Origin of the sequence: Pseudoduganella sp. R-31 (assembly GCF_049913235.1) — a bacterium.
Taxonomy (GTDB): domain Bacteria; phylum Pseudomonadota; class Gammaproteobacteria; order Burkholderiales; family Burkholderiaceae_D; genus Rugamonas.
On the sequence record NZ_CP183986.1, the window covers coordinates 1,561,702 to 1,586,933 of the forward strand.

Here is a 25,232-nt window from a genome sequence, read left to right on the forward strand (position 1 = left end):
TGGTATTGTTGATTTTGCATTTCCTCATTGTCAACAAATCACCATGGAGAAAGCATGTCCCTCAAACAGTATTACACCCTCGGTAATTCCGGCTTGCGCGTGTCGCGCCTGGCGCTTGGCACCATGACCTTCGGCACCGATTGGGGCTGGGGCGCCGACAAGGCCAGCGCGCGCGAGCAGTTCATGACGTACACCGAGGCCGGCGGCAACCTGGTCGATACGGCCGACCTGTACACCAATGGCGAATCGGAACGCTGGGTTGGTGAATTCGTGCGCGATAGCGGCCTGCGCGACAAGATCGTGCTGGCCACCAAGGCGTCCTACAGCAGCGACCCAGCCAACCCGAACGCGGGCGGCAATGGCCGCAAACATTTGATGCGCGCGCTGGAAGGTTCGCTGCAGCGCCTGGACACCGATTACGTCGACCTGTACCTGGTGCACGCCTGGGACATGGTGACGCAGCCGGAAGAGGTGCTGCGCACGCTGGACGATGCGGTACGCGCTGGCAAGGTGCGCCACATCGGCCTGTCGAACGTGCCGGCCTGGTATGCCAGCCGCATGCAAACGATCGCCGAACTGCGCGGCTACGAAGCATTGTCCGCGCTGCAGATGGAATACTCGCTGGTGGAGCGCGCCATTGAAGACGAATACATCCCGCTGGGCACGCGGCATGGCATGGGCGTGATGGTCTGGAGCCCGCTGGCCAGCGGCCTGTTGTCCGGCAAGTACAAGCCCAGCACCGGCGGTCAGTTCGGCGAAGGGCGCCTGCAAACCATGAGCGGCTCGAACAACCCGGCCTTCGCCAAATTCAACGAGCGCAATTTCGCGATCGTGGCGGAGTTGGAAAAGGTGGCGAACGAGGTGGGCCGCAGCATGGCGCAGGTGGCGGTGAACTGGGTGGCCAACCGTCCGGGCGTCGCAACCGTGATGGTGGGTGCGACCAGGCTGGCGCAGTTGCAGGACAATCTCGGAGCGCTGGACTTCGACTTGCCGGCGCAATTGCGCGAACGCCTGGATGCGGTCAGCGCCAAGGCGGCAGGCTATCCCTACACCTTCTTCACCCCGGGCATGCAGACCATGCTGTCGGGCGCGGCGCCGCTGGGCGACAAGCCGGGCGGATACCGGGCGCCGGTGCGCATCAGCGGCCCCGCGGCAGGCGTGCAGTAAAAATATCTGGACGTCCGTCACTGGCAACGGTGCGGACAGCGCTCAGGCAAAGTACTGCGCCGCCAGGGTGCCGACCAGACGGCGCCCCTGGTTGTCCCCTGCGATCCATTCTTCCGGGGGGAACAGGTCGAACAGCCCGACCTTGGCGACGGTCGGGATGGCCGCCGCGAGTTCTTTCTCAATCTCGCCACGCTCTCCGGCGTTGTACAACTCGATGTTGCGCAGCATCGTTGCGACGGTGCCGGTTTGTACCTTGCTGCCGTCTTTTAACTGCACCAGCGGCAGGGACTCGCCGTCGGCGAGGATCTTCTGGTTGATAGCAGCAAGCTCGTTTTGCGTGTTCATCATTGCTCCTTTGGTTTGCATGAAGCGCATATTCGCATCTTCAGGAGCGCCTTCAAGGCCCGGGCCCCCAACTTGGCGGTTTCCCGACAAGATGTGGCGAAAATCCTGCATTCAGTACAATGCAGGCACGATGAACCGCGAGCAAATGCTAGAGAATGAGCAAACTTAAAGACGATATCCTGTCGGGAGATGCGACCAGGGTCTGGTCGAGTGCATGCGCGATTATCAAGCTGCGCGACAGCGCAGAACTGGATGCACTCGCTTCGATTCTCGACGAGATTGCGGCCAGCACGAAGAAGCTCTCGCTTGGGGGCGTGGTGTTCCCCAACGATAAACACCTGCAGTTTGCCCTTCGAAAGCTGCGTTTTCACCGTGACGGAGAAGGGTGCCTGTGCCGCCTTTATCCCGAATACCTGATGTTCGACCCGAATCAGGAGCAAGCCGCTGGGAATGTGCGCATCGAAAGAATCACCTACCTCGAAGGCAACTGGGTCGACTTTTACCGGTGTTCATGCTCTGTTTGTGGAACCGCCTTCAAGGTCGAGGAGCGCGAATACCACTATACCTGGTGGGGCTGGCGTATCTCACAGTAACTTGATGACTGCCACACCGGCCAGCAGCAGCACGACGCCCGTCAAGCGCAGCGCGGAAACATCACGCTGCGGCAGCCGGAACCAGCCAAGACGGTCGACGAAAACTGACGCCACTTGCTGTCCTGCCACCGTCAAGCCGACTGCCGCCGAAGCGCCGATGACCGGGATTGCGGTGAAAACGGTGGTCACGTAGATCGCGCCGGCGAAGCCGCCCAGCCAACCCCACCAGGGCATGGCAGGCAGTCCTTGCAGCGTGGGCGCCGGTGCGCGCAGTACCGTGGCCGAGAACAGCAGCGTCACCGTCATCGCCAGGGTGGCGACGAGAAAGCTCACGGCGCCGACCACGAACGGTGCACCAAGGTCATGCCGCAGCAAACCGTTCACCACGCCCTGCACCGGAAGGACCGCCCCGGCCAGCAGCGCCAGGACAATCCAGCCAGCCTTGCCCGCGACAGGCTGCGACTGCTGGCCCGACTGGCCCTTCACGATGATGGCGGCACCTGCCAGGATGGCCAGCATGCCGATGGCAAGCGGCGCATCGATTGTGCGCGGCGTGCCGCCCGCCAGTCCGGTGACATCGAGCGCAAATGACGCCAGCATCTGGCCCGCAATGAACAGGCCAACCGATACGATCGCGCCTAGGCGAGGAAACAGCAGGATGGTGGAGACGACATAGAAGGCGCTCGCCACGCCGCCGACCGCATGCCACCAAGGCACGCTGGGGAGGGCAGCGACGGCGGTCAATGTTCCAGTGAGCAAGGCAAGCACCAGCAGCGCAAGCGTGCCGACCGAGAGTTGCAGCGTAGTTGCCGCAAAAGGACTGCCGGTTGCTTTGGACAGTTGCGCATTGGCGCCCGCCTGCACGGCGAGCAGGCCGCCGGCTAGGAGCGAAGCAGGGATCAATAGGGTTTCCATGGGTAGCCTCCGTGGGAATGTCAGTAACGATGGCGTCCACTGTAGGCTATGCCTCATTGCATGAAAATTCCAAATAATCGCGTTTATCCTATGCAAAAATGCATAACGATGGCGACCTGTGTTTCGAGAACAGCTATGGGCACCCGGGGATTAGATTTCGCTCAAAGAGTTAGCGCGGTGAAGTAGTGGGCGGAAACGCGAGCACTTCCGCCCGAGCCGGCATCAGAGCCGTTCCAGCTTGGCGACCGAGAGGTCGAGCACCTTCATGCCGAACGAGCCGAAGTTGATTTGCGCGCGGCAGTTGGCGCCGCTGCCTTCGAGGTTAACGATCACCCCTTCGCCGAACTTGGCGTGAGCGACCGACTCGCCGATGCGCCAGCCGCCGGATGCACCGGAGCGCTCGTTCATGCGTGCAGCCAGGCGGTTGTCCGCGCTTGGCACGGAAGGCATTTCATCCCACGCGGACTTGCGCGAGCCGGTAGAGAACCAGTTGTTCTGCACGCGCGCCGTCAACCACTTCAACGATTCCTCCGGCAGTTCGTCGAAGAAGCGAGACTTCATGTTGTAGCGCGTCTGGCCGTGCAGCATGCGGGTCTGGCAGAACGACATGTACAGCCGCTTGCGCGCGCGCGTGATCGCGACGTACATCAGGCGACGCTCCTCTTCCACGCCGCCTTCTTCCTTCGAGCTGCTCTCGTGCGGGAACAGGCCTTCTTCCAGGCCGGTGATGAAGACGTTGTCGAATTCCAAGCCCTTGGCCGAGTGCACCGTCATCAATTGCAGCGCATCCTGGCCTTCCTGCGCCTGGTTGTCGCCGGCTTCCAGCGAAGCGTGCGACAGGAAAGCTGACAGCGGCGACATCACGGTTGCCAGCGGAGCGTCTGCATCAATGATCTCGACACCATCGGCCACCACCACTTGCGCGCCTGCTGCTGCAGAGGCCTGCGGACCGAGGTGCGCAGGCGCGCCCTGGCCGAAGCCTTCCTCCGAAACGAACTGCGTTGCCGCGCTGACCATCTGCTCCAGGTTCTCGACGCGGTCGGCGCCTTCCTTCTCGTTCTGGTAATGCTGCAGCAGGCCGGAAGAATCCAGCGTGATCTTCACCAGTTCCGGCAGCGCCAGTTGCTGCGTCTCGAAACGCACGCCCTCAATCAGCTTGGTGAAGGCGGCCAGCGAGCTGCCAGCTTTGCCGACCATGTATGGCACGGCTGCATACAGCGAACAGTTGTAAGTAGCCGCTGCATTCTGCAGTTGCTCGATCGAGCGCGCACCGATGCCGCGCGCCGGGAAGTTCACCACGCGCAGGAAAGCCGAATCGTTGTGCGGATTGTCCATTAACTGCAAGTAGGCGATGGCATGCTTGACCTCAGCGCGCTGGAAGTAGCGCAGGCCGCCGTACACGTGGTAAGGCATGCCGGCCGAGAACAGCGCATGTTCGATCACGCGCGATTGCGCATTCGAGCGGTACAGGATCGCGATTTCGCGGCGCAGGGCGCCTTCGGCAATCAGCGACTTGGCTTCCTCGATGATCCATTGCGCTTCCTGCAGGTCCGAGCTCGCCTCGTACACGCGAACTTGCTCGCCGTGGCCGGCGTCAGTGCGCAAGTTCTTGCCCAGGCGGCGGCTGTTGTTCGAGATCAGCAGGTTGGCGGAATCCAGGATGTGGCCGTGCGAGCGGTAGTTCTGTTCCAGCTTGATCAGGTTCTTGACCTGGAACTCGCTTTCGAAGGCCTGCATATTGCCCACGTTGGCGCCACGGAAGGCGTAGATGCTCTGGTCATCGTCGCCCACCGCGAACAGCGCGCCGCCGAACGGCGAGGCATGGCCGGCCATCAGCTTCAGCCAGGCGTACTGCAGGTTGTTCGTATCCTGGAACTCGTCGACCAGGATGTGGCGGAAGCGCTGCTGGTAATGCTGGCGCAGCGGCTCGTTGCGCGACAACAGTTCGTAGGTGCGCAGCAGCAGTTCGGCGAAATCCACCACGCCTTCGCGCTGGCACTGGTCGTCGTAGAGCTGGTAAAGCTCGACCAGCTTGCGCTCCAGCGCGTCGTAGGCCTCCACCTGCGAGGCGCGCAATCCCTGGTCTTTGTTGTTGTTGATGAAGTACATCACCTGCTTCGGCGGGAACTTCTCGTCGTCGATATTGTTCGCTTTCAGCAGGCGCTTGATCATCGACAGCTGGTCTTGCGAATCGAGGATCTGGAAGGTCTGCGGCAGCGCGGCATCCTTGTAGTGGGTGCGCAGCAAGCGGTTGCACAGGCCGTGGAAGGTGCCGATCCACATGCCGCGTGTATTGATCGGCAACATGGCGCTCAAACGGGTGAGCATTTCCTTGGCCGCTTTATTGGTAAAGGTCACCGCCAGCACGCCGGCCGGAGAGACCTGGCCAGTCTGGATCAGCCACGCGATACGGGTGGTCAGCACGCGCGTTTTGCCCGATCCGGCGCCGGCCAGGATCAGGGCGTTTTGCGGTGGCAGGGTGACTGCTGCGAGTTGTTCGGGATTGAGGTTGTGGAGGAGATTTTGCATGCCGCCATTATACCGGCGGTGCGCTTGGAAGGCCGTCTGGCCGCCGCCATAGCTAGTTGGTTATGGCTAGGAGATTGATTGCCAGAGTGTTAGGCGTCATAATGATGTTTGTTAAAACGTCAATATGACATCGAATCACGTTGGGAGGAGCGTTGAAAGCGAAATCGGCATATCTCGGCGCACTTTCGGCGCTGTTGGCGACTTGCGTGTTTGGCCGTATGTCGTTCCTCGCAAGCACCGGCGCCTTTGAAAATCCGGATCCGACGCAATTTCAGCAATTCGCTACGCTCTGGCGGTCTCTTTATTGGATCGTTCCGGCCATGGTACTTGGCATACTCATTCGGTATCGCTTGGTTCTTGTTGCTGCCGCAGTCCACTTAGCTGGCGGGCTTGTGCTCTTAGCTTTCGAGTATTCGCACTTTGTGCCAAAAGGACAGCTTTTTCCGCTACCGCGTGACCTCTTAGGCATGGGAGCGGAGCTCATTCTAGGTATTCCTGTTGCCATCCTTCTTGCGTGGCTAGTGCGAAAAACATCGGTCAAATTTTCTGGTCTGCGTTCGGCATGAGCTATTATCCCAACCATTTGTTCCAGCGGACGCCTAGCGGCGCCGCTGAACAGCGACGTTATGCCCAATGAGACTTGTAATCGACACTAGGTTCACCTTTATAGCTGGCGTACTTACCCTCCTGCTTTTCATGTTGGCGGGATCGCTGTCGGCTACTCCGGTTGGCTTAGTAGGTACTTGTCTTATCGGCGCAGCGCTGGGTGCGTTTCGGAGTCCTTCATTTGCGGCATATGCGGGCGGAATTATTTCTGCACTTGCTATCTGCAGCGCAGTTGGTTTGCTTTTCGGCGAGTCACTCTCGGCCGCGATCGTCATGGTTCCGTTCATACTCATGCTGGTGTTGCTTTATGCAGGCGCTGCCTTTTTTGTCGGTAGATTTGGCGTGATACTTTGGCATCGCATAACCAGTCATTCAACTCGGACGCGCTAAAGCGCGCCTGGACTTACGAGTTCGACACAATTTGGGGGGGAGTGATGCCTATTTTCTTGGTCCTGCCAATCCCACTTCGTGCACCGACTGGCAAGGAAAAAATCGAGTTCTTGCTGCAAGACGATCGTGTTATTCGTGCCACCGTGACGCAAGCTACTTACCAGTATGGCGGTGTTTTCCTCTTTTCCCCAGAGGGCCCATTTGTCAGGTCATTCCGTTGAATGGTGCTTTTCACTTTCTGTGGTGGCTGGCGTGCGAGACGTGCTCGAAACGCAGCTTTCTGCAGACTTGTCTCGGCTTGTAGATACCGATGATTTTTCTAAGAACCTGAGTTTCTTTTGGTCCTTTGACTCGATGGCGGACGTGGAAGTGGTGTGTGCGTTGGAAGAACGGTTTCACATTGAGATCTCGGACGACGAAGCCTTGAACACCCACACGGTTGAAGACATCGTAAGTCTTGTACATAAAAAAACTGGAGTACAGGGGCAACCGTGAGCCATGGTACATTCCGATCTCAAACTTTCTAACCAGCGCACGCTAGAGCCTCAGTTATGTCTTCCGAAAGATTATCGTTTTCCTGTGTCAACGACACATTGATGGTTGCACGCGTCAGCGGTCAACGTTGGGGAGAGATTAATTTTCAGGCTGCCGACCGTCAGTTGGATATCTACTTGATTTACGCTCCTTACGGGCGCGAACCTGTTCCTTTATCGGAGCGGGAAATGGAAATCGTGGAGTGGGTGCTTGAGAACTCCGAAGAAATTGGCCACTCGATTGTTGATGGACCTGTCAGGAATTTTGTGTGCCGGGGTCGCTGTTAGTTAATTGAGCGCGTTGGTAAAACGTTCCCCAAACAGGATGGCAAACTGATTGGCGGCCATCTTCCAGGTCCGCTGCGGCATCTTCCAATCTTTTTCGATATTGCGCAAGGCCAGGTAGAGCAATTTCGTCGCTGCCTCGTCGCTCGGGAAGTGTCCGCGATTCTTGACGATCTTCCGCAAGCGCATATGCAGGCTCTCAATGGCGTTCGTTGTGTAAATGATCGAGCGTACTTCCGGTGGGTAGGCAAAGAACGGAATTACCTGCTCCCACTGCCGGCGCCACATGGCTACCACTGTCGGGAAGCGTTGGCCCCAAGGGCCTGCCGCAAAGGCATCCAGCGCCGCTGCCGCCGCATCGGCGTTAGAAGCCTGGTAGATTGGCTTGAGCGCTGCCGCAAGCTCCTTACGATCCTTCCAGGAGGCCAGCGTCATCGAGTTGCGAATCAGGTGCACGATGCAGGTTTGGATATGCGCCTGTGGGAACACCGCTTCAATCGCCTCAGGGAAGCCGCGAAGGCCATCAACGACGGCGATCAGAATGTCTTCCAAGCCGCGGTTGCGCAGCTCGTTAAAGACCTTCAGCCAGAACTTGGCGCCCTCTGTTTGCTCGATCCACAGCCCCAGCACTTCTTTGCGGCCGTCGGCACGAATGCCCAGCGCCAGGTACACGGCCTTGTTTTTGACGGTGCCTTCGTCGCGGATCTTCAGGCGCAATGCATCGAAGTACACGATTGGGTACATCGCTTCCAGTGGACGCTGCTGCCACTGCGTCACTTCGTCCATGACCTCGTCGGTGATCGTTGAGATCAGGTCTGGCGACACTTCGGTGCCGTACAGCTCCAGTAAATGTGCCTGGATTTCGCGCACTGTCATGCCTCGGGCATACATGCCGATCACATGGTCGTCAAAACCCGGCATGCGGCGTTGATGCTTGGCTACCAGCTTAGGCTCAAAGCTGGAAAGTCGGTCACGCGGGATCTCCAGTTCGAGCTCGCCGCCCGGTGCCAGCACGGTCTTGCGGCTTTTTCCGTTTCGGTGGTTCTTGGCGTCGCCTTCGGTGGCGAGATGGTGGGTCAATTCAGCCGTCAACATGCGCTCGGCCAGCATTTTCTTCAGCTGGCCGGCAAGGCCCGATTCACCCAGAATGGACTCGGCGTCCTTGTTCTCGACCTGGGCCAGCAACTGGTCGATCAGTTCAACGGGGAATGGGTACTGCTTCTTGGTCTTTGGCTTTTTAGTGGTCATTACGTCGGTCATGGACAATCCCTTTCGGTATTATTTCATGACCCCGGTTTCACACTAAAATTCTGACAGGCTCTTGTTGATGCGGTTCATAGCAACTGCGCAGAGTTGCTGGCCACCAGTTCATCTACGCGAAAACACGACAACCCATTGCCCAACATTCAGTCAAGGGAAGAGGTGCTACGTCATATTAGTCTCAATGCGATATATATCCATCACTTGCCAGATGTGCCAGGTACGATCATTGGTGCGGAACTGGGCTGCACGTGGGACCGCTGGGGCGTTGGTGTGTTGTTGTCGGGAAGTACTGTGCTCCGCGTTGGTTCTCTCGAAACGGCGTTCTCTGAGTCGCTGGCGCGGCAATATGCCAGCGAGCCATCTGGGACGAAGGCTTCGGATTGACCTGCGGCTGACTAGGGAAGCGTATGCGGATTAAGGAAATGGTTCATCCGGGCAGCGTAGTGCGCCAGTTCTCCGAGGCGGAGGCGAGCCAGCTTGCGGACGACTGGCTCGCGGTATTCGGCAATAACCGGCAGGGCGCCAACACGAAGGCATACCTCTGGCATGTTTTCAGCGGTGCGCGCTATCCGAGTATTGCCGGCGCCGAAGCAATTCAGCAATACGAGCAACAGGCGGGCATGGAGTTCGTCGTCCTGGCGAATGATCGCAAACTGGCCTTTGTCACCGATTTGCTCCCCACGTCATCTTCGCTCGCCGACTACTATGTGTTCCCGCCAAACTTCGCGTGGACCATGGCATTTACGCACGAAGACGGCTGGCTGGGCCCGTACTTTGCGCGCCATCCTGACTTTGTGAAACTGGATGCTGAAAATCAGTTCAAGCTGGAGAAGCGGCGCCAGGCCGAGGCCGCGCGTCGGAAAGGATGGGCCTAAGGGATTTATGATCGGGTGGAATGAGCGCATTCAAGGCTTGCCAGCAGCGGCGGCACGGGCGGGTCGGACCCTTGGGTCTGACCCTGGGTTACCGGGTTTGCACTTTTGGGATGAGACAATTGCGGTCGCGGCGATCATGCGGCCTGTGCGCCAGCCTGACTTTTGCACTCTTTCGATTTTCAAACCAGAACCGGTAAATCAGGGTCAGACCCAAGGGTCAGACCCGATACGCGACGGTCGCTGACTTCGGTATTCCCGATGAAATTGCAGATCTCCACCTTGCTGTTCTTAGCTCTCATGACGAATACTTTTGCCGCTGAAGTTGGGCGGCCTGGCGAGCTTCTCGGATGTTGGGGCGGTAGTGAGGGTGAGACTCGTTTCAGCGATGGCGTGGTGCAGCGAACTACTACGGAGTGCACGCGCTTCTACTCGGATTCGGAAATTTTCGTGACCTGCGCTGGGCCAAATCCAGGCCAAACCTCATGGCTCACACTCGAGTACCAGGTGGAATCTCCCTCAACGTACACGCAGCAGGCTCGAAGAGGCAGTCATTTGGCGCAGTCGGTTGGGTATTTGCGCCCGAACGAGTTCTCGATTGATGGAGACCTTCTCAGCGTTACCAGCTATCCGGACGCCACTGGCCGGAGCGGGCGATCAATCACGCAGATGACTGCCCGGTTCAAACGTATATCTGGCGTGAACGCTCCACGTGAATGTGTGCTGGAGAGGTTTATTGACCTGGCGCCGCTCCCGGCAGCTCCGGCTCGCCAAAAATAGCCTTGTAGGCGGCGTATACCGAGCATTGGATGACCATGACAAGTACCATCAGCGACGATTGCAGCACTGCCATGCCCAGCAGGGTCTTGCCGAGCAGGAGCAGCACCACATTAGTCAGCAGCATCACAATCGCCACCCAGCATACGAAATACAGCAGGAAGGCACGCAGCGCTCGCCAGACGGCAAAGAAGCTGTAGAACAGCGCTTTGCCGACCCGCATTTGCTGCCAGAAGATTAGCGGCGCGGCGAACAGCATCGCCATGCTGAGCGGCAGCGACAGCAGGAAGATCACAAACATGGCCCAGCCGAAGTTGCCGTTGGCAGCCGCGGCCGCTGCTGCTGCATCCGGCTTTGCCTGCTGCTCCGCCAGCTGGCGCATCGTGTCCATGCCGACCACGGACGCAAACAGCATGGCCAGCAGGGCCAGCACCAGGACGAACAGCGCCCCCAGTCCGGCCAGGCGCGGGAAAATCGGTTTCTGGAAGACCGGGCGCAGCATTTCCGGCGTCAGGCTTTGCTTGCGATCGGCGGCGGCGCAGGCCTGCACGAAGACTGCGGTGAATACCGGCGCCAGGATCATTGGCAGCCATTGCCCCAGCAGGGGAATAATTCCCAGCACCACACCCGCCACCAGGTAGGCCAGCATCAATAGCATCAGCCCGCCGGGCTGTTTGCGGAAGATGGCGAAGCCTTCGCGAATCCAGGCGACGCCTGCGCTGGCGGGGATGTTACTCATTTAATACAACTCCGGGGCCGGAACGGCAATGCGTGTGCGCAGGATGCGCTCAAAGTGGGTCGGGTCGTGCGGCGTCAGCATTTCGGCGGCGCGCGGCAAATAAAAATCGTACAGGCGCGACAGCCAGAAGCGCAAGGCGCCGGCGCGCAGCAGGGCCGGCCACAGCGAATGCTCGGTGGCGGTGAAAGGCCGCACCGCGTGGTAGGCGTCCAGCATGGCGCGCACGCGTGCTTCGTCGAGGGCGCCGGTCGCCAGGTCGATGCACCAGTCGTTGACGGTCACTGCGACGTCGAACAGCCAGCTATCGCAGCCGGCAAAGTAGAAGTCGAAGAAACCGGTCAGGCGCTCGCCGTCGAACATCACGTTGTCGCGGAACAGGTCGGCGTGCACCGGGCCGCGCTGCAGGGCGTGGTAGTCGTCGGAGGCGTGCAGCGCTTCCTGGAACTTCATTTCATCGTGCAGCAGGTGGGCTTGTTCCAGCGCCAGGTGCGGCAGCACGGCGGCGGTGGCTTCGCGCCACCATGGCAAGCCGCGCAGGTTGGGCTGCTGCAGGGCGAAGTCCTGGGCGGCCAGGTGCATGCGCGCCAGCATGGCGCCGACCGCAGCGCAGTGCACCGGTTGCGGCGCCATTTGCGGCTTGCCTTCCAGCTTGGAGACGATGGCGGCCGGCTTGCCGTGCAGCGGCACGCAAAGTTCGCCCTGGTCGTTGGGGACGGGCGCCGGCACCAGCACGCCGTGGTCGGCCAGGTGGCGCATCAGCTGCAGGTAGAACGGCAGCTGCTCGAACGTCAGGTTTTCAAAAATCGTGAGCACGAACTCGCCGCGCTCGGTAGTCAGGAAAAAATTGCTGTTCTCGATGCCGGACGCGATGCCTTTCAGCGCGAGGGCTTTGCCAAGGGGGAATTGCTTGATCCAATGGCCGACATCTTCCAGTGAGACCGGGGTAAAAACTGCCATGAGAAACCAGGTTAAGTGTTCGTACGGGGCGCGCGCTTACTTGGTCGGCGCGGCCGGCTGGGCTGGCGGTGGAGGTGGCGGCGGGCCGTCTTCCTTTTCCGCTTCCTCGGCAGAGCGTTTCTTCTTCTTGCTGAGGAGGTCGAACTCCAGCACAGTCCACTGCGGGCCACGGTTGGCCGAGCCGGCTGCATCGCCGGGCAGTGCGCTGCCAGCCGGGGTATTCGGCTTGACGGTATACGTGCTTCCGCCGCTCTTGACCTTGGCTTCGGTCACGCGGCCACCTTCGCGCTTTTCCACAATCTTGGTTTCCCGGCCCGGCTTGGCCGTGACGGTGACCGGATTGTCCACTTCCTCGATGCGTTCCAGTTGCTGCGGCTGGGGCGGGGCAGACTGCGCCAGGGCGCCGGAGGCCAGCAGGACTAGGGGGAGGGCAAGCCAGGAAGTGTGGGCGCGCATGATGGGATTTCGTTCAATTTATTGGTTTGACCATTGTATCAAATGCCCTCCTGTCCCGTTGTAAAACTCTGCGATAATGGAATATTGAGATTTACACCACTCCCCTGCTATGCAAAAGACCCTGTTGCTGGTCGATGGTTCCAGCTACCTGTACCGTGCCTTCCATGCCTTGCCTGACCTGCGCAGTGCCGAAGGCTATCCAACCGGCGCCATGCATGGCATGGTCAATATGCTGCGCCGCCTGCGCGCCGATTTCCCGGCTGCCTACATTGCCTGCGTCTTCGATGCCAAGGGCAAGACTTTCCGGGACGATATGTATCCCGACTATAAGGCGACCCGGGCGCCGATGCCGGACGACCTGCGCCTGCAGATCGAGCCTATCCACGAAGCGGTGCGCGCCATGGGCTGGCCGATCCTGATGGTGGAGGGGGTGGAAGCGGACGACGTGATCGGCACCCTGTCGGTGCAGGCTGAGCAGGCCGGCCTGGACGTGGTGATTTCCACCGGCGACAAGGACCTGGCCCAGCTGGTGACGCCGAAAGTCATGCTGATCAACACCATGACCAATGAAAAGCTGGACGAGGCGGGTGTGCTGGCCAAGTTCGGCGTGCCGCCGAACCGCATCATCGATTACCTGACCCTGATCGGCGATACCGTCGACAACGTGCCGGGCGTGGCCAAGTGCGGCCCGAAAACCGCGCTGAAGTGGCTGCAGGAGTACGACAGCCTGGCCGGCATCATGGAAAACGCCGACAAGATCGGCGGCGTGGTGGGCGGCAACCTGCGCGCGGCGCTGGAATGGCTGCCGAAGGGGCGCGAGCTGATTACCGTGAAGACCGATTGCGACCTGTCGGCGCACATGATGTCGATTTCCGAGTCGCTGGGCGCCAAGGATGAAGACCGCGAACAGCTGGTCGCCTTCTTCACCAAGTACGGCTTCAAGACCCTGCTGCGCGAGCTGTCCGGCCTGACCCCGGCCGCGCCGGCACCGGGCAGTGCTGCCGCTGCCGTGCCGGCACCGGGCGCCACGGCCGACCTGTTTGCCGCGCCGCCGGCGACCATCAGCTACGAAACCGTGCTGACCGAAGAGCAGTTGGAAGCATGGCTGGCGCGCATCGATGCCGCCGCGCTGACCGCGCTCGATACCGAAACCACTTCGCTGGAACCGATGTTGGCCGAAATGGTCGGCATTTCGCTGTCCACCGAGCCTGGCATTGCCTGCTACATTCCGCTGGCGCACCGTTACCCTGACGCGCCGCAGCAGCTGCAGCGCGACTGGGTGCTGTCGAAGCTGAAGCCCTGGCTGGAAGACGGCAGCAAGCCGAAACTGGGCCAGAACCTGAAGTACGACGCGCACGTCTTCGCCAACCACGGCGTGACCCTGCGCGGCATCGTGCACGACACGCTGCTGCAATCGTACGTGTTCGAGTCGCACCGCACCCACGACATGGACAGCCTGGCGCTGCGCCACCTGAACCACAAGGCCATCGCTTACGAAGAAGTGTGCGGCAAGGGCGCCAGCCAGATCGGCTTCGACCAGGTTGAAATCGGCCGCGCCACCGAGTACGCGGCGGAAGATGCCGACATCACGCTGCGCCTGCACCTGGCCATGCACGGCCAGGTCTCCGGCGACGAAGGCCTGACCCGCATCTACAACACCATCGAGCTGCCGACCGCCGTGGTGCTGCAGAAGATCGAGCGCAACGGCGTGTTGATTGATGCCGCCCTGCTGGCGACCCAGTCCAACGAACTGGGGGCGCGCATCCTGGAACTGGAGCAGAAAGCCTACGAGCTGGCAGGGCAGCCGTTCAACCTCGGCTCGCCCAAGCAGATCGGCGAGATCTTCTTCACCAAGCTGGAACTGCCGGTGGTGAAAAAGACCCCGAGCGGCGCGCCATCGACCGATGAGGAAGTGCTGCAAAAGCTGGCGGAAGATTATCCGCTGCCGAAAGTGCTGCTGGAATACCGCGGCATGGCCAAGCTCAAGTCGACCTATACCGACAAGCTGCCAAAGATGATCAACAGGCTGACCGGCCGCGTGCATACCAACTATGCCCAAGCGGTGGCGATCACAGGCCGCCTGGCGTCCAACGATCCCAACCTGCAGAACATTCCGGTGCGTACCGCCGAAGGCCGCCGCATCCGCGAAGCATTCATCGCGCCGCCTGGCGCGCACATCGTGTCGGCCGACTACTCGCAGATCGAGCTGCGCATCATGGCCCATATTTCAGGCGATGAAGCGATGCTGCGCGCCTTCCACGAAGGCGAAGACATCCACCGCGCCACCGCCGCCGAGATCTTCGGCGTGGCGCCAGCCGATGTGCAGCCGGAGCAGCGCCGTTATGCCAAGGTGATCAATTTCGGCCTGATCTACGGCATGAGCGCCTTCGGCCTGGCGGCAAACCTTGGCATCGACCGCACCGCCGCGCAGAACTACATTGACCGCTATTTCGCCCGCTTTGCCGGCGTCAAGCGCTACATGGACGAAACCCGCGCCGAAGCCAAGGCGCAAGGTTATGTGCAGACCGTGTTCGGCCGCCGCTTGTGGCTGCCGGAGATCAACTCGCCAAATGGCCCGCGCCGCCAGGGCGCCGAACGCGCGGCGATCAATGCGCCGATGCAGGGCACGGCGGCGGACCTGATCAAGCTGGCCATGATCGCGGTGCAGGACTGGATCGAGCGCGAAGGACTGGCGACCAAGATGATCATGCAGGTGCATGACGAGCTGGTGCTGGAAGTGCCGGACGCCGAACTGGCCTTGGTCAAGGACATGCTGCCGAAGCTGATGGCCGGCGTGGCCGAACTCAAGGTGCCGCTGGTGGCCGAAGTGGGCGTTGGCTGCAACTGGGAAGAAGCCCACTAAGCCGACTGGTAGCCCTCGAGCCGTTGTTTTGCCTGTGCCATTTCCTGTGGGGCTGACAGAATTTGGCAATCGGGTTGACAATTTTTGTCATATCAGGCTGCTGCAATTGTCATTCAATTAATATTCCCAACAATTAAACCGCATGCAGGATTTGCAAAACGACGCCAAAGCGCTGATTGGCCCAGCAGAAGGCATGGATCGCCGCGATTTCATCAAGGCTGCCTTGGGCACCGGTTTCGCCACCGCTGTGATGCCGGTGCAGGCGCAAACCGTGATCAGCACGGATACCACGGGCCTGACTGCCGGCACCATCCAGATCCAGGTCGGCGGGCAAACCGTCCCGGTCTACCGCGCCCAGCCGGAAGGCAAGACCAGGCTGCCCGTGATTCTTGTTGTTTCTGAAATTTTCGGCGTCCACCAGCACATTGCCGACGTGACGCGCCGCTTGGCCAAGGCGGGATACCTGGCGCTGGCGCCGGACCTGTTCGTGCGCCAGGGTGACGCAAGCCGCGAGCAATCCATCGCTGACCTGATGGCTAACATCGTCCGCAAGACCCCCGATGCTGACGTGATGGGCGATCTGGATGCCGTTGTGGAGTGGGCGCACACTAACGGCGGCGATGCCAGCCGGCTGGGTATCACCGGCTTTTGCTACGGCGGCCGCATCACCTGGCTGTACAGCCACCACAACCCGCAAGTCAAAGCCGGCGTCGCCTGGTATGGCCGCCTGGTGGGGGAACGCACTGCCGCCTGGCCCGCGCTGCCGGTCGACATTGCGCCAACCCTGAAAGTGCCGGTACTGGGGCTGTACGGCGGCAAGGACCAGGGCATCACGCTTGCTTCGGTGGAGCAGATGCGCGCCGCCCTGGCGCAAGGAAGCGGCAAATCCACCATCCACGTCTATCCCGATGCCCCGCACGGCTTCAACGCAGACTACCGTCCGGAATATCGCCCGGACGCGGCGCAGGATGGCTGGCAGCGCACGCTAGCGTGGTTCCAGGCCCACGGCGTGGCCTAAGTTAGCGAAAAATGCTGCAGGGCGGTAAAATGCCCGGTTTGCACGCGAAGGAAGCACCATCGACCCCGTCCTGACCTCCATCCTGCTGGCCACCACGATTGCCGGCGTTGCCAGTATCACGGCAGCGGCGGTGTTTTCGTTCGCCCTGCTGTCGAAGGTGGTCGAAAAGATGGTCAGCCTGTCGGTCGGCATCATGCTGTCGACCTCGCTGCTGCACGCGCTGCCGGAAGCGTTTGAATCGGGCACCGACCCGCGCCACCTGTTCGGTGCGCTGCTGGCCGGCCTGCTGGCCTTCTTCCTGCTTGAAAAGCTGGCAATCTTGCGCCATTCGCACCATCACGAGCATGACGGCCACCACCACCATCACGGCCACGACAAGGCGGAAGCCGGCCGTGCAGGCTGGATGATCCTGCTGGGCGACGGCATGCACAATTTCACCGATGGCATCCTGATCGCGGCGGCCTTCCTGGCCAACCCGCAGCTTGGCATCGTCACTGGGGTAGCCATCATCGCCCATGAAATCCCGCAGGAAATCGGCGATTTCATCGTGCTGCTCAATGCCGGCTTTTCACGCACCCGGGCCTATGTCTACAACCTGCTGTGCAGCCTGTTGTCCGTCGCCGGCGGGGTGCTTGGCTACTACACGCTGGACAAAGCTACCAACCTGATCCCCTTCGTGCTGGTGTTTGCCTCATCGGGTTTCATCTATATCGCGGTCAGCGACTTGATGCCGCAAATGCAACGCCGCGCCACCATGCGCGAAACCATCCCCCAAGTTGTCTTAATTGCACTTGGTGTTGTAATTGTGCTTTTCCTGACCGCCGGTGCGCACAATACGCACTGATTAGTTACGTGCGGGCATCATTTTTGCTACGCTACGGGGGATAGGAGATCCACATGCAAGAAACTTCGACCGAACACCACACTGCCGATGCCCTGATGGCTGCGTTCCAACGCGGCGCCGGGGTGCAACCGAACTGGCAACTCACGCCAGAATTCATGGAAATGCTGGGAAAACTGGTCGGTACCTCGATCAGCGGTGCGCATAGCCTGCTGCTGAATCGCGCTGAGCTCAAGCGCAATATCCACGCCGACGCAACGGTCGTCGTCGTACGCAACAACAATCCCCTGAAGTTCCTGCCTGACAGCCAGGCTGCCAAGACCCAGATGCTGCGCAAGAAAATGCCTGGCTTCATGGGCCCGGTGGAAGCGCTGGAAGATGCCTTTGCCGACCTCTCCGCCCACCAGGCCTGCGTCAAAGCCGGCATGGAGGGCGCCGTGGCGGAAGCGTTGACGCGCCTTTCGCCGAAAGCGGTCGAGGAGCAGCAGAAGCGCAGCGTGCTGGGCACGGTGCTGCCGCTGGCGCGCAAGGCCGCCCTGTGGGATAGCTACCGCGCCAGGCATGCAGACCTGGCCAAGGCCTGCGAGTCCAACTTCAACGGCACGCTGGGCGATGCTTTCCTGAGCGCCTATGAGCGCCGCCAGGACGAGATGGAATAAGGGAGTCAGCCATGGCCGATATGCCCCAGCGCATTGCGCTCAGCGTCGCGGAGGTTTCCTCCGTCGGCGGACGTGCATCCAACCAGGATGCCATTGGCCGTGCCGAGCGCGGTGAACTGGTGTGCTTCGTGGTCTCCGACGGCGCGGGCGGCCATGAGGGAGGCGAAATCGCCTCCCAGATCGTGGTGCAGGCGGTTTTGTCCAACTTTGGCGCGCGGCCCGACTTCAGCGCCGACGCCACGCCGGCCATGGTGGCCGAAGCGGCTATTGCGGTGGCCCGCAGCAAGAGGGAGCGCCCGGCGCTGCAGGGCATGAGCGCCACGGTGGCGCTGGCGCTGGTCGATCGTGCCGGCGCCCAGGCGACGTGGGCGCATATGGGCGACACCCGCATCTACCTGTTCCGCCGCGGGCGCCTGCTGCATGCCACGCGCGACCACAGCATGGTGCAGCAGATGATCGACGCCGGCCTGGCCGCCGGCGCCGACCCGCGCAGCCATCCCAAGCGCAATGTGCTGTATGCTGCCATTGGCACTGAGAACGAAGTGCAGCCGTCCGTGATGCCGCCGATGGCGCTGCGCGCGGGCGACGCGATCCTGATCTGCACCGACGGCCTGTGGGAATGGGTCGCCGAGCCGCAGATGGAGTTGTTGCTGGCGAAAGCGGGCAGCGCGCAGGAATGGCTGTCCGCCATCTGCACCCTGGCCGACGAGCGCGCGGGCCTGGTGCACAAGGCCCGCGATAATTTCAGCGCGCAGGCAATTTTTATCGGTGAAGCTCCATGAACAAAGCAGTCGAACTGCCTAACAGCCTGCCAATCGGCACCCGCGTCGCGGAATTCGAGATCCGCGAAGTGATCGGTGAAGGCGGTTTCGGCATCGTCTACCTCGCCTTCGACCACTCGCTGCAACGCACGGTGGCCATCAAGGAATACATGCCGTCGGCGTTGGCCGCGCGCGCCAACGATCACACGGTGACGGTGCGCTCCAAGCGCCATGCGGAAGCATTCGAGGCCGGCTTGCGCAGCTTCATCAACGAAGCGCGCTTGCTGGCGCAATTCGACCACCCGGCGCTGGTCAAGGTGTACCGCTTCTGGGAATCGAATGGCACGGCCTACATGGCCATGCGCTATTACGAAGGGAGCACTTTCAAGGCGGTGATTCGCGACAATCCGGAGCTGGTGAACGAAGCCTGGCTCAAGCGACTGCTGCAGCCGGTGCTGGGCGCGCTGGAAGCGCTGTATGCGGCCAAGATCCTGCACCGCGACGTTTCGCCGGAAAACATCATGATCCAGCCGGATGGCCAGCCGGTGCTGCTCGACTTCGGCGCGGCGCGCCAGATCGTGCAGGACATGGCACAGTCGCTGACCGTGATCCTGAAGCCGGGCTTTGCGCCGGTCGAACAGTATGCCGATGACGAATCGATGCGCCAGGGCCCGTGGACCGATATCTATTCTCTGTCGGCCGTAATGTACGCCGCCATCACCGGCAAGGCGCCGCCGGCAGCGGTGGCGCGCATGCTGAATGACCCGATCGAGCCGCTGGCGATCAGCGGGCGCGAAGGCTACAGCAACCAGTTCCTGGAAGCGATCGACCGCGGCATGGCCGTGCGTCCGGAGATCCGGCCGCAATCGATCGCCGAATTTTCCTCGCTGCTTGGTTTTGACGCTGCTGCGCCGGGCGCGGCGCCCGCCGCCGAGGGCAGCAATGCAGCAGCCGACGCCGCTGCCGACGGCGCAAATGCCAGCGCCGCCGGCGACGCCAGCGCAGCGCCAGAGAGTGCGCCGCGCCGCCATCGTTCGCGCTCGGCCCGCAATGCCGAGAAAGGCGGGCCGGCAGCAAGCGAAGCCAGCGCCAGTTCAAGCCCGAGCGCCAGTTCGCCGTTCGACTCCGGCTCGCGCTCGAGCCGCAACAAGACCAGCAGCAAATCGGGCAGCAAGTCGGGCCGGCAGGCAATGCCGGTCGCACGCAGCTCGCGCCCGTCAAACAATATGATCGCTGGCGGCCTTGTCGTGCTGGCTTTGCTCGTTGGCGGCATTTCGTGGCTGGCCGACGGCAGCCCGGTCAAGCCGGCCGCGCCGGAAGTAGCCAGCGCGCAGGTGCCGGCCGCTGGCAGTGCCGGCAGCGAAGCGCCGGCCAGCGCAGCATCGGCCGGCACAGAATCGGCCAGCGCGATTGCCGCAGCCAGCACGCCGCCTGCCGAGCCACAGCTTGCAGTTGCCGGCAGCAGCACTAATGCAGCGTCGACCTCCGGCGCCGCGCCGGTCGCGGCACAGGCGGCATCGGCCGGCGCAGCGCCAGGCGCCGCAGCCGCGAGCGCAGAAGCTGCCGCGCCGACTACCGGCACGCTCAGCATCGCTGTGCAGCCCTGGGCTACAATCTACGTCGACGGCGTCCAGAAAGGCATCACACCGCCTTTGAAGAAACTGACGCTGCCGCTGGGCGAGCACGAAGTGCGCCTCGAGAACCCCAACTTCCAAGCCTATGTCCAGAAAGTTAATGTGGACGCCAGGAAGCCGGTCACCATCAAGCATGACTTTGCACAATGAAGAATAAGATTTTCCTGATCGCGGCCGCGCTGGTGCTGGCCGGCTGCGAATCCTTCGGGCCACTGCACGACAAGCCGGCGCACCCACCTGCAACGGCCAAGGAAGCGGCGCCGGCGCCGGTCAAGAAGGCCAGCCCGCCCCCTCCGCCAGCGGAGCCTGAAGTGCCCGATGCGCGCAAGGCGCTCAACGCGGGCATCGAGATGTACAAGGCCGGCAATTTCAACGGCGCGATCAAGCAGCTCACCGGACCGGAACTGGCCAATGCGGAAAAGCCGCTGCAGGTGGAAGCGCTCAAGTACACCGCCTTCAGCTACTGCGTCACCAACCGCGCCACGCTGTGCCGCCAGCAGTTCGCCAAAGCCTTCAAGCTGGACAGGTCCTTCGACCTGAGCCCGGGCGAAAAAGGCCATCCTCTGTGGACGCCTTCTTTCGAACGCGCCCGTAAGGAAGCCGCAAAAAAAAAGTAGTTGCTAATGAACGACGCGCAATGACGGGGTGTGACGCAGCAAGTTCATGATCTCTTCATCCCGGAAGCCATTCTGCTTCAGGAAGATCCAGGCATGAATGCTGCCCGCCTCCACGTTGATGCGCATGGCAATCTGGACGATGTCCTGGGTCTCGAATTGCGCGGCCGCCAATTCTGTTCTGATTTTCATATTTTTGCTCTCGCAACAAGTTCGTTATCCCCGACGAACTCCCAAGAACATAGTCACACGTTCCCATGCAAATTTCCAACGAAAAGCGAGCTGTTGCGGCAAGCACGCCACGTTGTAATACAGTTGTCACAATCTTTCCATAGGCTGGCATCATGATTTGGACAATGTTGAATACCTGGTACGCCCAGCGTCTCATGCAGCGCTCGCGGCACGGCAAGGCCCTCAAGGAACTACCGCCCGGCCTGTACAATTACTGGAAAAGCAGCGCACGTCTCGAATACCACGGCATCCCGACGGATGCCGTTTTTTTTGCCCGATCCGCGATTGGCCTGCTCGACTTTTTCGAATGCGCCGCACAGGGCAGGACGCCATGCGCCTTGCCCTCGAAGGCCGCCGACTCGGTCTGGCATGCCTGGCTGCGCCTATCGCCGCTCAAGCTGGAAGCGTTCTGCCGCAAGCACTTTGGTCGCGTGGTGCCGCATGTGGAAGGTTCTGCCATGGGCGGCAACCTGGATGAAGCGCTGGCGGTCTGCCTGGTCAGGGCGCGCCATGCGGAAGGACTGAACCGCGAAGGACCGCGGCTGCCGTCGCTCTTCCTGTTGGACAAGAAGCTGAATATGCCGCTTGGCTATGGCTACTCGGTCAAGCACGGACAGCCGGGTTACAGCCAGCTCGACGCACGAGGCCGGTTCGACCCAAACATCAACTGCCCACCGCAGATGGCTGCCGCCGGCTTGCTGACAGCGGGCCTGATCACGACCGCACAGTTCAACGACTTCGAGCAACGCGCCCGGCAGCAGGCTGCGAGCAGTGACAGCAGCGGCAGCAGTTGCGGCTCCGGCTGCGGCAGTTCGGTCGACTGCAGCGATGCCTCAAGTTCCAGTTGCGACAGCGGAGGCAGCAGCTGCGGCGGAGGCGGCGACTAACGCTACGCTCGAGCCCGTGTCACACCCTGGGGTCACACCCCAAGTGTGACACGGGCTCGGCTGTTCACGCAGATGAGGCCGTGTCACTGTCGGGGTGTGACCCCATGGTGTGACACGGGCTGGGCCGTGGGATTTCAGGCGGGGCCGGTGGCGACGGGACGGGTGCTGTCGGCGCACCATTCGGACCAGGAGCCGGGGTACAGCGCGGCACCTGGCAGGCCGGCGATTTCCAGTGCGAGCAGGTTGTGGCAGGCGGTGACGCCGGAGCCGCATTGCATCACGGCGCTGGCCGGCGCGCCGACTATCTGCTGCAGTTCCTGTTTCAGCACTGCGGGCTCTTTGAAGCGGCCGTCGGCTTGCAGGTTGTCCTTGAAGAAGCGGTTGCGCGCGCCGGGGATATGGCCGCCTACCGGGTCGATCGTTTCGTTCTCGCCGCGGAAGCGGTCGTTGGCGCGGGCGTCGACGACTTGCAGGCGTTTCGTGTCGAGATTTTCAAGCAGCTCGCCGACCGTTGCCGTGCGCACCAGCGTTGCCTGGTCGGCGAGCTTGCCGCGCGGGCGCTCGGTGATCGTCGTCACCAGGGGCTGGCCGGCGGCGCTCCACGCTGCCAGGCCGCCGTCGAGCACCGCTACCGCGCCATGCCCGACCCAGCGCAGCAGCCACCACAGGCGCGCTGCGTACATGCCGCCGTGTGCATCGTAGGCGACGACTTGCGTGTCGTCGTTGATGCCCCAGCGGCGCAGGGTTTCCAGCAGCGCTGCGCGTTCCGGCAGCGGATGGCGGCCGCGGAACACGCCTTCGGCGTCCTTCTTGGGGCCCGACAGGTCGGTGTCGATATTGGCGAATTGGGCGTTCTGGATGTGGCCTTTGGCAAAGGCATCGCGGCCGAAAGCGGGATTCATCAGGTCGTGGCGGCAGTCGAGGATGATCCATTGCGGGTCGTCCAGGTGCTGCGCAAGGGTGTTGGCGTCAATCAGGGTGGTATGCATGCAGTTTCCTTCAGTGTCGCTGGCAATGCTGGCGACTATAGCAGCTTAGCTCCGCGCATGACAGCGCGTGGGGCCGCCTGCTCAGACTTCACTGGCAATCGGGTCGGTTTCGGAAATGGCCTTGCCGCGATCCGTGCTGCGTGTGTTGTAGAACGTCGCGGCCACGCCGGACAGCAGGATGATCGCCATGCCTACCCAGCTTAACCAGCCGAAGCTGTCGCTGAACAGCAGGACGCCCCAGATGCTGGAGAACACAATCCCGGTGTACTGCAGGTTGGCTACCACCAGCGTCTTGCCGAGGCGGTAGGCGCGCGTCATTGCCACTTGCGCGGCGGTGGCGCACAGCCCCACGCCCAGTATCAGCAGGATGCTGCGCGAGTTGTCCAGCGGGTGCCAGTGCCAGCCGCTTTCCAGCAGGTGTCCGCTGAAACCGGCGAAGAGGTTGGTCACGCTGAAGAAGAACACCACGCGCGATTCGGGTTCGCCCGCCAGGCCCAGCTTGCGCACCTGCATATAGGCCATGGCCGACAGCACGGAGGAGCCGAGCGCCATCAGGGCCGGGCCCAGCTGGTTGGCGTCAAAGGCCGGCTGCAGCAGGCAGGTGACGCCGACAAAGCTCATGCCGACCGCCATGATCAGCGGCCATTCGACGCGGTTTTTCTGGTGCCACCAGCCATGCGCGAACAGCCACACGGCGATCCAGATCGGCGCCATGTAATTAAGCGTCATGGCCGTGGCCAGGGGGAGCTTGGCGATGGTGTAGTACCAGATCCAGAGGGAGAGCACGCCGACTGCGCCGCGCCAGAGGTGGGCCAGCGGCATGGTGGTCTTGAGGGTGCCGCCTTGCAGGCGCAGCATGGTGAACAGGATGATCATGCCGATCACTCCGCGGTACATCACCATTTCGGATACGCTGAATTCGTCGGACGCCAGTTTCACGCACACCCCCATGGCGGCGAACAGGAAACTGGCAACTAACATCCAGAGTGATTGCATCAGATGTCCAGTTTGCTCCGGTACCATTCATGGAAGTGCTGCATGCCGTCTTCCATCGGCGATTGGTAAGGGCCGGCGTCGTTTTCGCCGCGCTCCATCAGGATCTTGCGGCCGGCGTCCATGCGGGCGCCGATTTCATCGTCCTCGACGCAGGTTTCCATGTAGGCTGCGCGTTCGGCTTCGATGAATTCGCGTTCGAACAGCACGATTTCTTCCGGATAGTAGAACTCCACCACGTTGCGGGTGCGGTTCGGGCCTTCCGGCCACAGGGTCGACACCACCAGCACGTGCGGGTACCACTCGACCATGATGTTCGGGTACAGGGTGAGCCAGATCGCGCCGTGCTTCGGCGGTTCGCCGTTGCGGAACTTGAGCAGCTGCTCGTGCCATTTCTGGTAGGTGTCCGAGCCGGACTTCTTCAGGCCGCGGTTCACGCCCACGGTCTGCACGCTGTAGTCCTGGCCGAATTCCCAGCGCAGGTCGTCGCAGGTGACGAAGCTGCCCAGGCCCGGGTGGAACGGCTCGACGTGGTAGTCCTCCAGGTAGACCTCGATGAAGGTCTTCCAGTTGTAGTCGCAGTGGTGCACTTCCACGTGGTCCAGCATGTAGCCGCTGAAATCCAGGTCCTTCGTGACCGACAGGGCGCCCAGCTTGTCCATCACGTCGTAGCCGTTCTGCTCGAACAGCAGGCCGTTCCAGTTCTGCAGCCTGGCTTTCGGCAGGTTCAGGCACGGGGTGTCCGGGAAGTGCGGCGCGCCAATCAGCTCGCCCTTCAGGTCGTAGGTCCAGCGGTGCAGCGGGCAGACGATGGTGTCGGCATTGCCGCGGCCATTGAACATCAGCGCCTGGCGGTGGCGGCAGACGTTGGACAGCAGTTCGATGCCGTTGGCATTGCGGACCAGCATGCGGCCTTCATTTTCAGCCGCCAGCGTGGCAAAGTCGCCGATATTCGGCACCATCAGCTCGTGGCCGACGTAGCGCGGGCCTTTCTTGAACAGTTCCTGCATTTCACGCTGCAGCAGCGTTTCGTCAAAATAGACGTTGACCGGAAGTTGCGCGTTCGAACGCGCCAGCTTGGCGTGGCTACCCAGATCGGACATCCAAACCCCCCTTAATTAAATATCAAACCAAGAAGAGAAAGATCCGTAAAGACCTGAATTCAGATTATAAAAACGGTATTTCGGACAGAACCGGAGATTATAGCGCGGAATAGGCTATCTTCGCTGAACTTTCTGGGGCGGGGCGCCCCGCAGGCGGCGTGAATGTAATTGCAACGTTTCCACCCTGTTTAGAGGCCGCTTTTTAGACCGAA

General features: G+C 61.5%; 25 protein-coding genes. 14 read left to right on the forward strand and 11 right to left on the reverse strand.

The window, feature by feature from the left end; all coding sequences use genetic code 11:
• Positions 1–54: 54 nt before the first annotated feature.
• On the forward strand, positions 55–1,167 hold the full coding sequence (locus ACN9MY_RS07185; RefSeq protein WP_426321379.1) for an aldo/keto reductase: 1,113 nt from the start codon (positions 55–57) through the stop codon (positions 1,165–1,167).
• 42 nt (positions 1,168–1,209) lie between these two features.
• On the opposite strand, the gene ACN9MY_RS07190 is transcribed toward ACN9MY_RS07185, so the two are convergent.
• Entirely contained in the window at positions 1,210–1,515 is a 306-nt protein-coding gene (locus ACN9MY_RS07190) for a DUF7709 family protein (protein WP_426321380.1), read from the reverse strand.
• 152 nt (positions 1,516–1,667) lie between these two features.
• On the opposite strand from ACN9MY_RS07190, the gene ACN9MY_RS07195 reads away from it, so the two are divergent.
• On the forward strand, positions 1,668–2,105 hold the full coding sequence (locus ACN9MY_RS07195; RefSeq protein ID WP_426321382.1) for a hypothetical protein: 438 nt from the start codon (positions 1,668–1,670) through the stop codon (positions 2,103–2,105).
• On the opposite strand, the gene ACN9MY_RS07200 is transcribed toward ACN9MY_RS07195, so the two are convergent.
• Both ACN9MY_RS07200 and ACN9MY_RS07205 read right to left on the reverse strand, forming a co-directional pair.
• A complete protein-coding gene (locus ACN9MY_RS07200) occupies positions 2,097–3,020 on the reverse strand; it encodes a DMT family transporter (RefSeq protein ID WP_426321384.1) in 924 nt (307 codons plus the stop codon). The two genes, ACN9MY_RS07195 and ACN9MY_RS07200, sit on opposite strands and share 9 nt — an antisense overlap.
• 222 nt (positions 3,021–3,242) lie before the next feature.
• On the reverse strand, positions 3,243–5,549 hold the full coding sequence (locus ACN9MY_RS07205; RefSeq protein ID WP_426321386.1) for a UvrD-helicase domain-containing protein: 2,307 nt from the start codon (positions 5,547–5,549) through the stop codon (positions 3,243–3,245).
• A gap of 152 nt (positions 5,550–5,701) precedes the next feature.
• On the opposite strand from ACN9MY_RS07205, the gene ACN9MY_RS07210 reads away from it, so the two are divergent.
• A complete protein-coding gene (locus ACN9MY_RS07210) occupies positions 5,702–6,115 on the forward strand; it encodes a hypothetical protein (RefSeq protein ID WP_426321388.1) in 414 nt (137 codons plus the stop codon).
• A 682-nt stretch (positions 6,116–6,797) separates the two neighbouring features.
• Positions 6,798–7,040 carry an acyl carrier protein gene (locus tag ACN9MY_RS07215; protein ID WP_426337056.1) on the forward strand — a complete coding sequence of 81 codons (243 nt, stop codon included), beginning with the start codon at positions 6,798–6,800 and terminating at the stop codon, positions 7,038–7,040.
• A gap of 326 nt (positions 7,041–7,366) precedes the next feature.
• Here the strand turns inward: ACN9MY_RS07215 and ACN9MY_RS07220 are convergent, their stop codons facing one another.
• On the reverse strand, positions 7,367–8,611 hold the full coding sequence (locus ACN9MY_RS07220) for an IS256 family transposase (protein WP_426337627.1): 1,245 nt from the start codon (positions 8,609–8,611) through the stop codon (positions 7,367–7,369).
• Between the two features lie 105 nt (positions 8,612–8,716).
• Here ACN9MY_RS07220 and ACN9MY_RS07225 point away from each other — a divergent pair, with 105 nt between their 5' ends.
• Together ACN9MY_RS07225 and ACN9MY_RS07230 are read left to right on the forward strand one after the other, a co-directional pair.
• Positions 8,717–9,010: a DUF6985 domain-containing protein gene (locus tag ACN9MY_RS07225; protein ID WP_426337057.1), complete on the forward strand. Its 294-nt coding sequence runs from the start codon at positions 8,717–8,719 to the stop codon at positions 9,008–9,010.
• A 23-nt stretch (positions 9,011–9,033) separates the two neighbouring features.
• Complete coding sequence (locus ACN9MY_RS07230) at positions 9,034–9,501, forward strand: DUF4275 family protein (RefSeq protein ID WP_426321394.1); 468 nt, start codon at positions 9,034–9,036, stop codon at positions 9,499–9,501.
• A gap of 730 nt (positions 9,502–10,231) precedes the next feature.
• Here ACN9MY_RS07230 and ACN9MY_RS07235 read toward each other — a convergent pair.
• From ACN9MY_RS07235 to ACN9MY_RS07245, 3 genes are read right to left on the reverse strand one after another with little or no spacing between them, the layout of a single operon-like run.
• Complete coding sequence (locus ACN9MY_RS07235; protein WP_426321396.1) at positions 10,232–11,014, reverse strand: BPSS1780 family membrane protein; 783 nt, start codon at positions 11,012–11,014, stop codon at positions 10,232–10,234.
• The gene (locus ACN9MY_RS07240; RefSeq protein ID WP_426321398.1) at positions 11,015–11,971 is read right to left on the reverse strand and encodes a homoserine kinase; all 957 of its coding nucleotides are present in this window, start codon (positions 11,969–11,971) and stop codon (positions 11,015–11,017) included.
• A gap of 36 nt (positions 11,972–12,007) precedes the next feature.
• Positions 12,008–12,427 carry a hypothetical protein gene (locus tag ACN9MY_RS07245; protein ID WP_426169063.1) on the reverse strand — a complete coding sequence of 140 codons (420 nt, stop codon included), beginning with the start codon at positions 12,425–12,427 and terminating at the stop codon, positions 12,008–12,010.
• Between the two features lie 109 nt (positions 12,428–12,536).
• On the opposite strand from ACN9MY_RS07245, the gene polA reads away from it, so the two are divergent.
• The 7 genes from polA to ACN9MY_RS07280 all read left to right on the forward strand — a co-directional run bounded on the left by polA (position 12,537) and on the right by ACN9MY_RS07280 (position 20,820).
• Entirely contained in the window at positions 12,537–15,290 is a 2,754-nt protein-coding gene (polA, locus tag ACN9MY_RS07250; RefSeq protein WP_426169065.1) for a DNA polymerase I, read from the forward strand.
• Positions 15,291–15,432: 142 nt separating this feature from the next.
• Positions 15,433–16,308, forward strand: a complete 876-nt coding sequence (locus tag ACN9MY_RS07255; RefSeq protein ID WP_426169068.1) for a dienelactone hydrolase family protein — start codon at positions 15,433–15,435, stop codon at positions 16,306–16,308.
• Positions 16,309–16,438: 130 nt separating this feature from the next.
• On the forward strand, positions 16,439–17,152 hold the full coding sequence (locus tag ACN9MY_RS07260) for a ZIP family metal transporter (protein WP_426169071.1): 714 nt from the start codon (positions 16,439–16,441) through the stop codon (positions 17,150–17,152).
• A 53-nt stretch (positions 17,153–17,205) separates the two neighbouring features.
• A complete protein-coding gene (tagH, locus tag ACN9MY_RS07265) occupies positions 17,206–17,808 on the forward strand; it encodes a type VI secretion system-associated FHA domain protein TagH (RefSeq protein WP_426321401.1) in 603 nt (200 codons plus the stop codon).
• An 11-nt stretch (positions 17,809–17,819) separates the two neighbouring features.
• On the forward strand, positions 17,820–18,590 hold the full coding sequence (locus tag ACN9MY_RS07270) for a PP2C family protein-serine/threonine phosphatase (protein ID WP_426169075.1): 771 nt from the start codon (positions 17,820–17,822) through the stop codon (positions 18,588–18,590).
• Positions 18,587–20,353: a serine/threonine-protein kinase gene (locus ACN9MY_RS07275; protein WP_426321403.1), complete on the forward strand. Its 1,767-nt coding sequence runs from the start codon at positions 18,587–18,589 to the stop codon at positions 20,351–20,353. The genes ACN9MY_RS07270 and ACN9MY_RS07275 overlap by 4 nt, the downstream gene beginning before the upstream one ends.
• Entirely contained in the window at positions 20,350–20,820 is a 471-nt protein-coding gene (locus ACN9MY_RS07280; RefSeq protein ID WP_426321405.1) for a TssQ family T6SS-associated lipoprotein, read from the forward strand. The genes ACN9MY_RS07275 and ACN9MY_RS07280 overlap by 4 nt, the downstream gene beginning before the upstream one ends.
• A 3-nt stretch (positions 20,821–20,823) precedes the next feature.
• On the opposite strand, the gene ACN9MY_RS07285 is transcribed toward ACN9MY_RS07280, so the two are convergent.
• A complete protein-coding gene (locus ACN9MY_RS07285) occupies positions 20,824–21,009 on the reverse strand; it encodes a hypothetical protein (protein WP_426169083.1) in 186 nt (61 codons plus the stop codon).
• Between the two features lie 152 nt (positions 21,010–21,161).
• Between ACN9MY_RS07285 and ACN9MY_RS07290 the strand changes: the two genes are divergently transcribed.
• Positions 21,162–21,935, forward strand: a complete 774-nt coding sequence (locus tag ACN9MY_RS07290) for a hypothetical protein (protein WP_426321407.1) — start codon at positions 21,162–21,164, stop codon at positions 21,933–21,935.
• A gap of 134 nt (positions 21,936–22,069) precedes the next feature.
• Here ACN9MY_RS07290 and ACN9MY_RS07295 read toward each other — a convergent pair whose 3' ends face one another.
• The 3 genes from ACN9MY_RS07295 to ACN9MY_RS07305 form a co-directional block, all read right to left on the reverse strand.
• Positions 22,070–22,924, reverse strand: coding sequence for a sulfurtransferase (locus ACN9MY_RS07295; RefSeq protein ID WP_426321409.1), 855 nt, complete (start codon positions 22,922–22,924; stop codon positions 22,070–22,072).
• An 81-nt stretch (positions 22,925–23,005) separates the two neighbouring features.
• The gene (locus ACN9MY_RS07300) at positions 23,006–23,920 is read right to left on the reverse strand and encodes a DMT family transporter (protein WP_426321411.1); all 915 of its coding nucleotides are present in this window, start codon (positions 23,918–23,920) and stop codon (positions 23,006–23,008) included.
• Complete coding sequence (locus tag ACN9MY_RS07305) at positions 23,920–25,020, reverse strand: aromatic ring-hydroxylating oxygenase subunit alpha (protein WP_426321413.1); 1,101 nt, start codon at positions 25,018–25,020, stop codon at positions 23,920–23,922. The genes ACN9MY_RS07300 and ACN9MY_RS07305 overlap by 1 nt, the downstream gene beginning before the upstream one ends.
• Between the last annotated feature and the right edge of the window lie 212 nt (positions 25,021–25,232).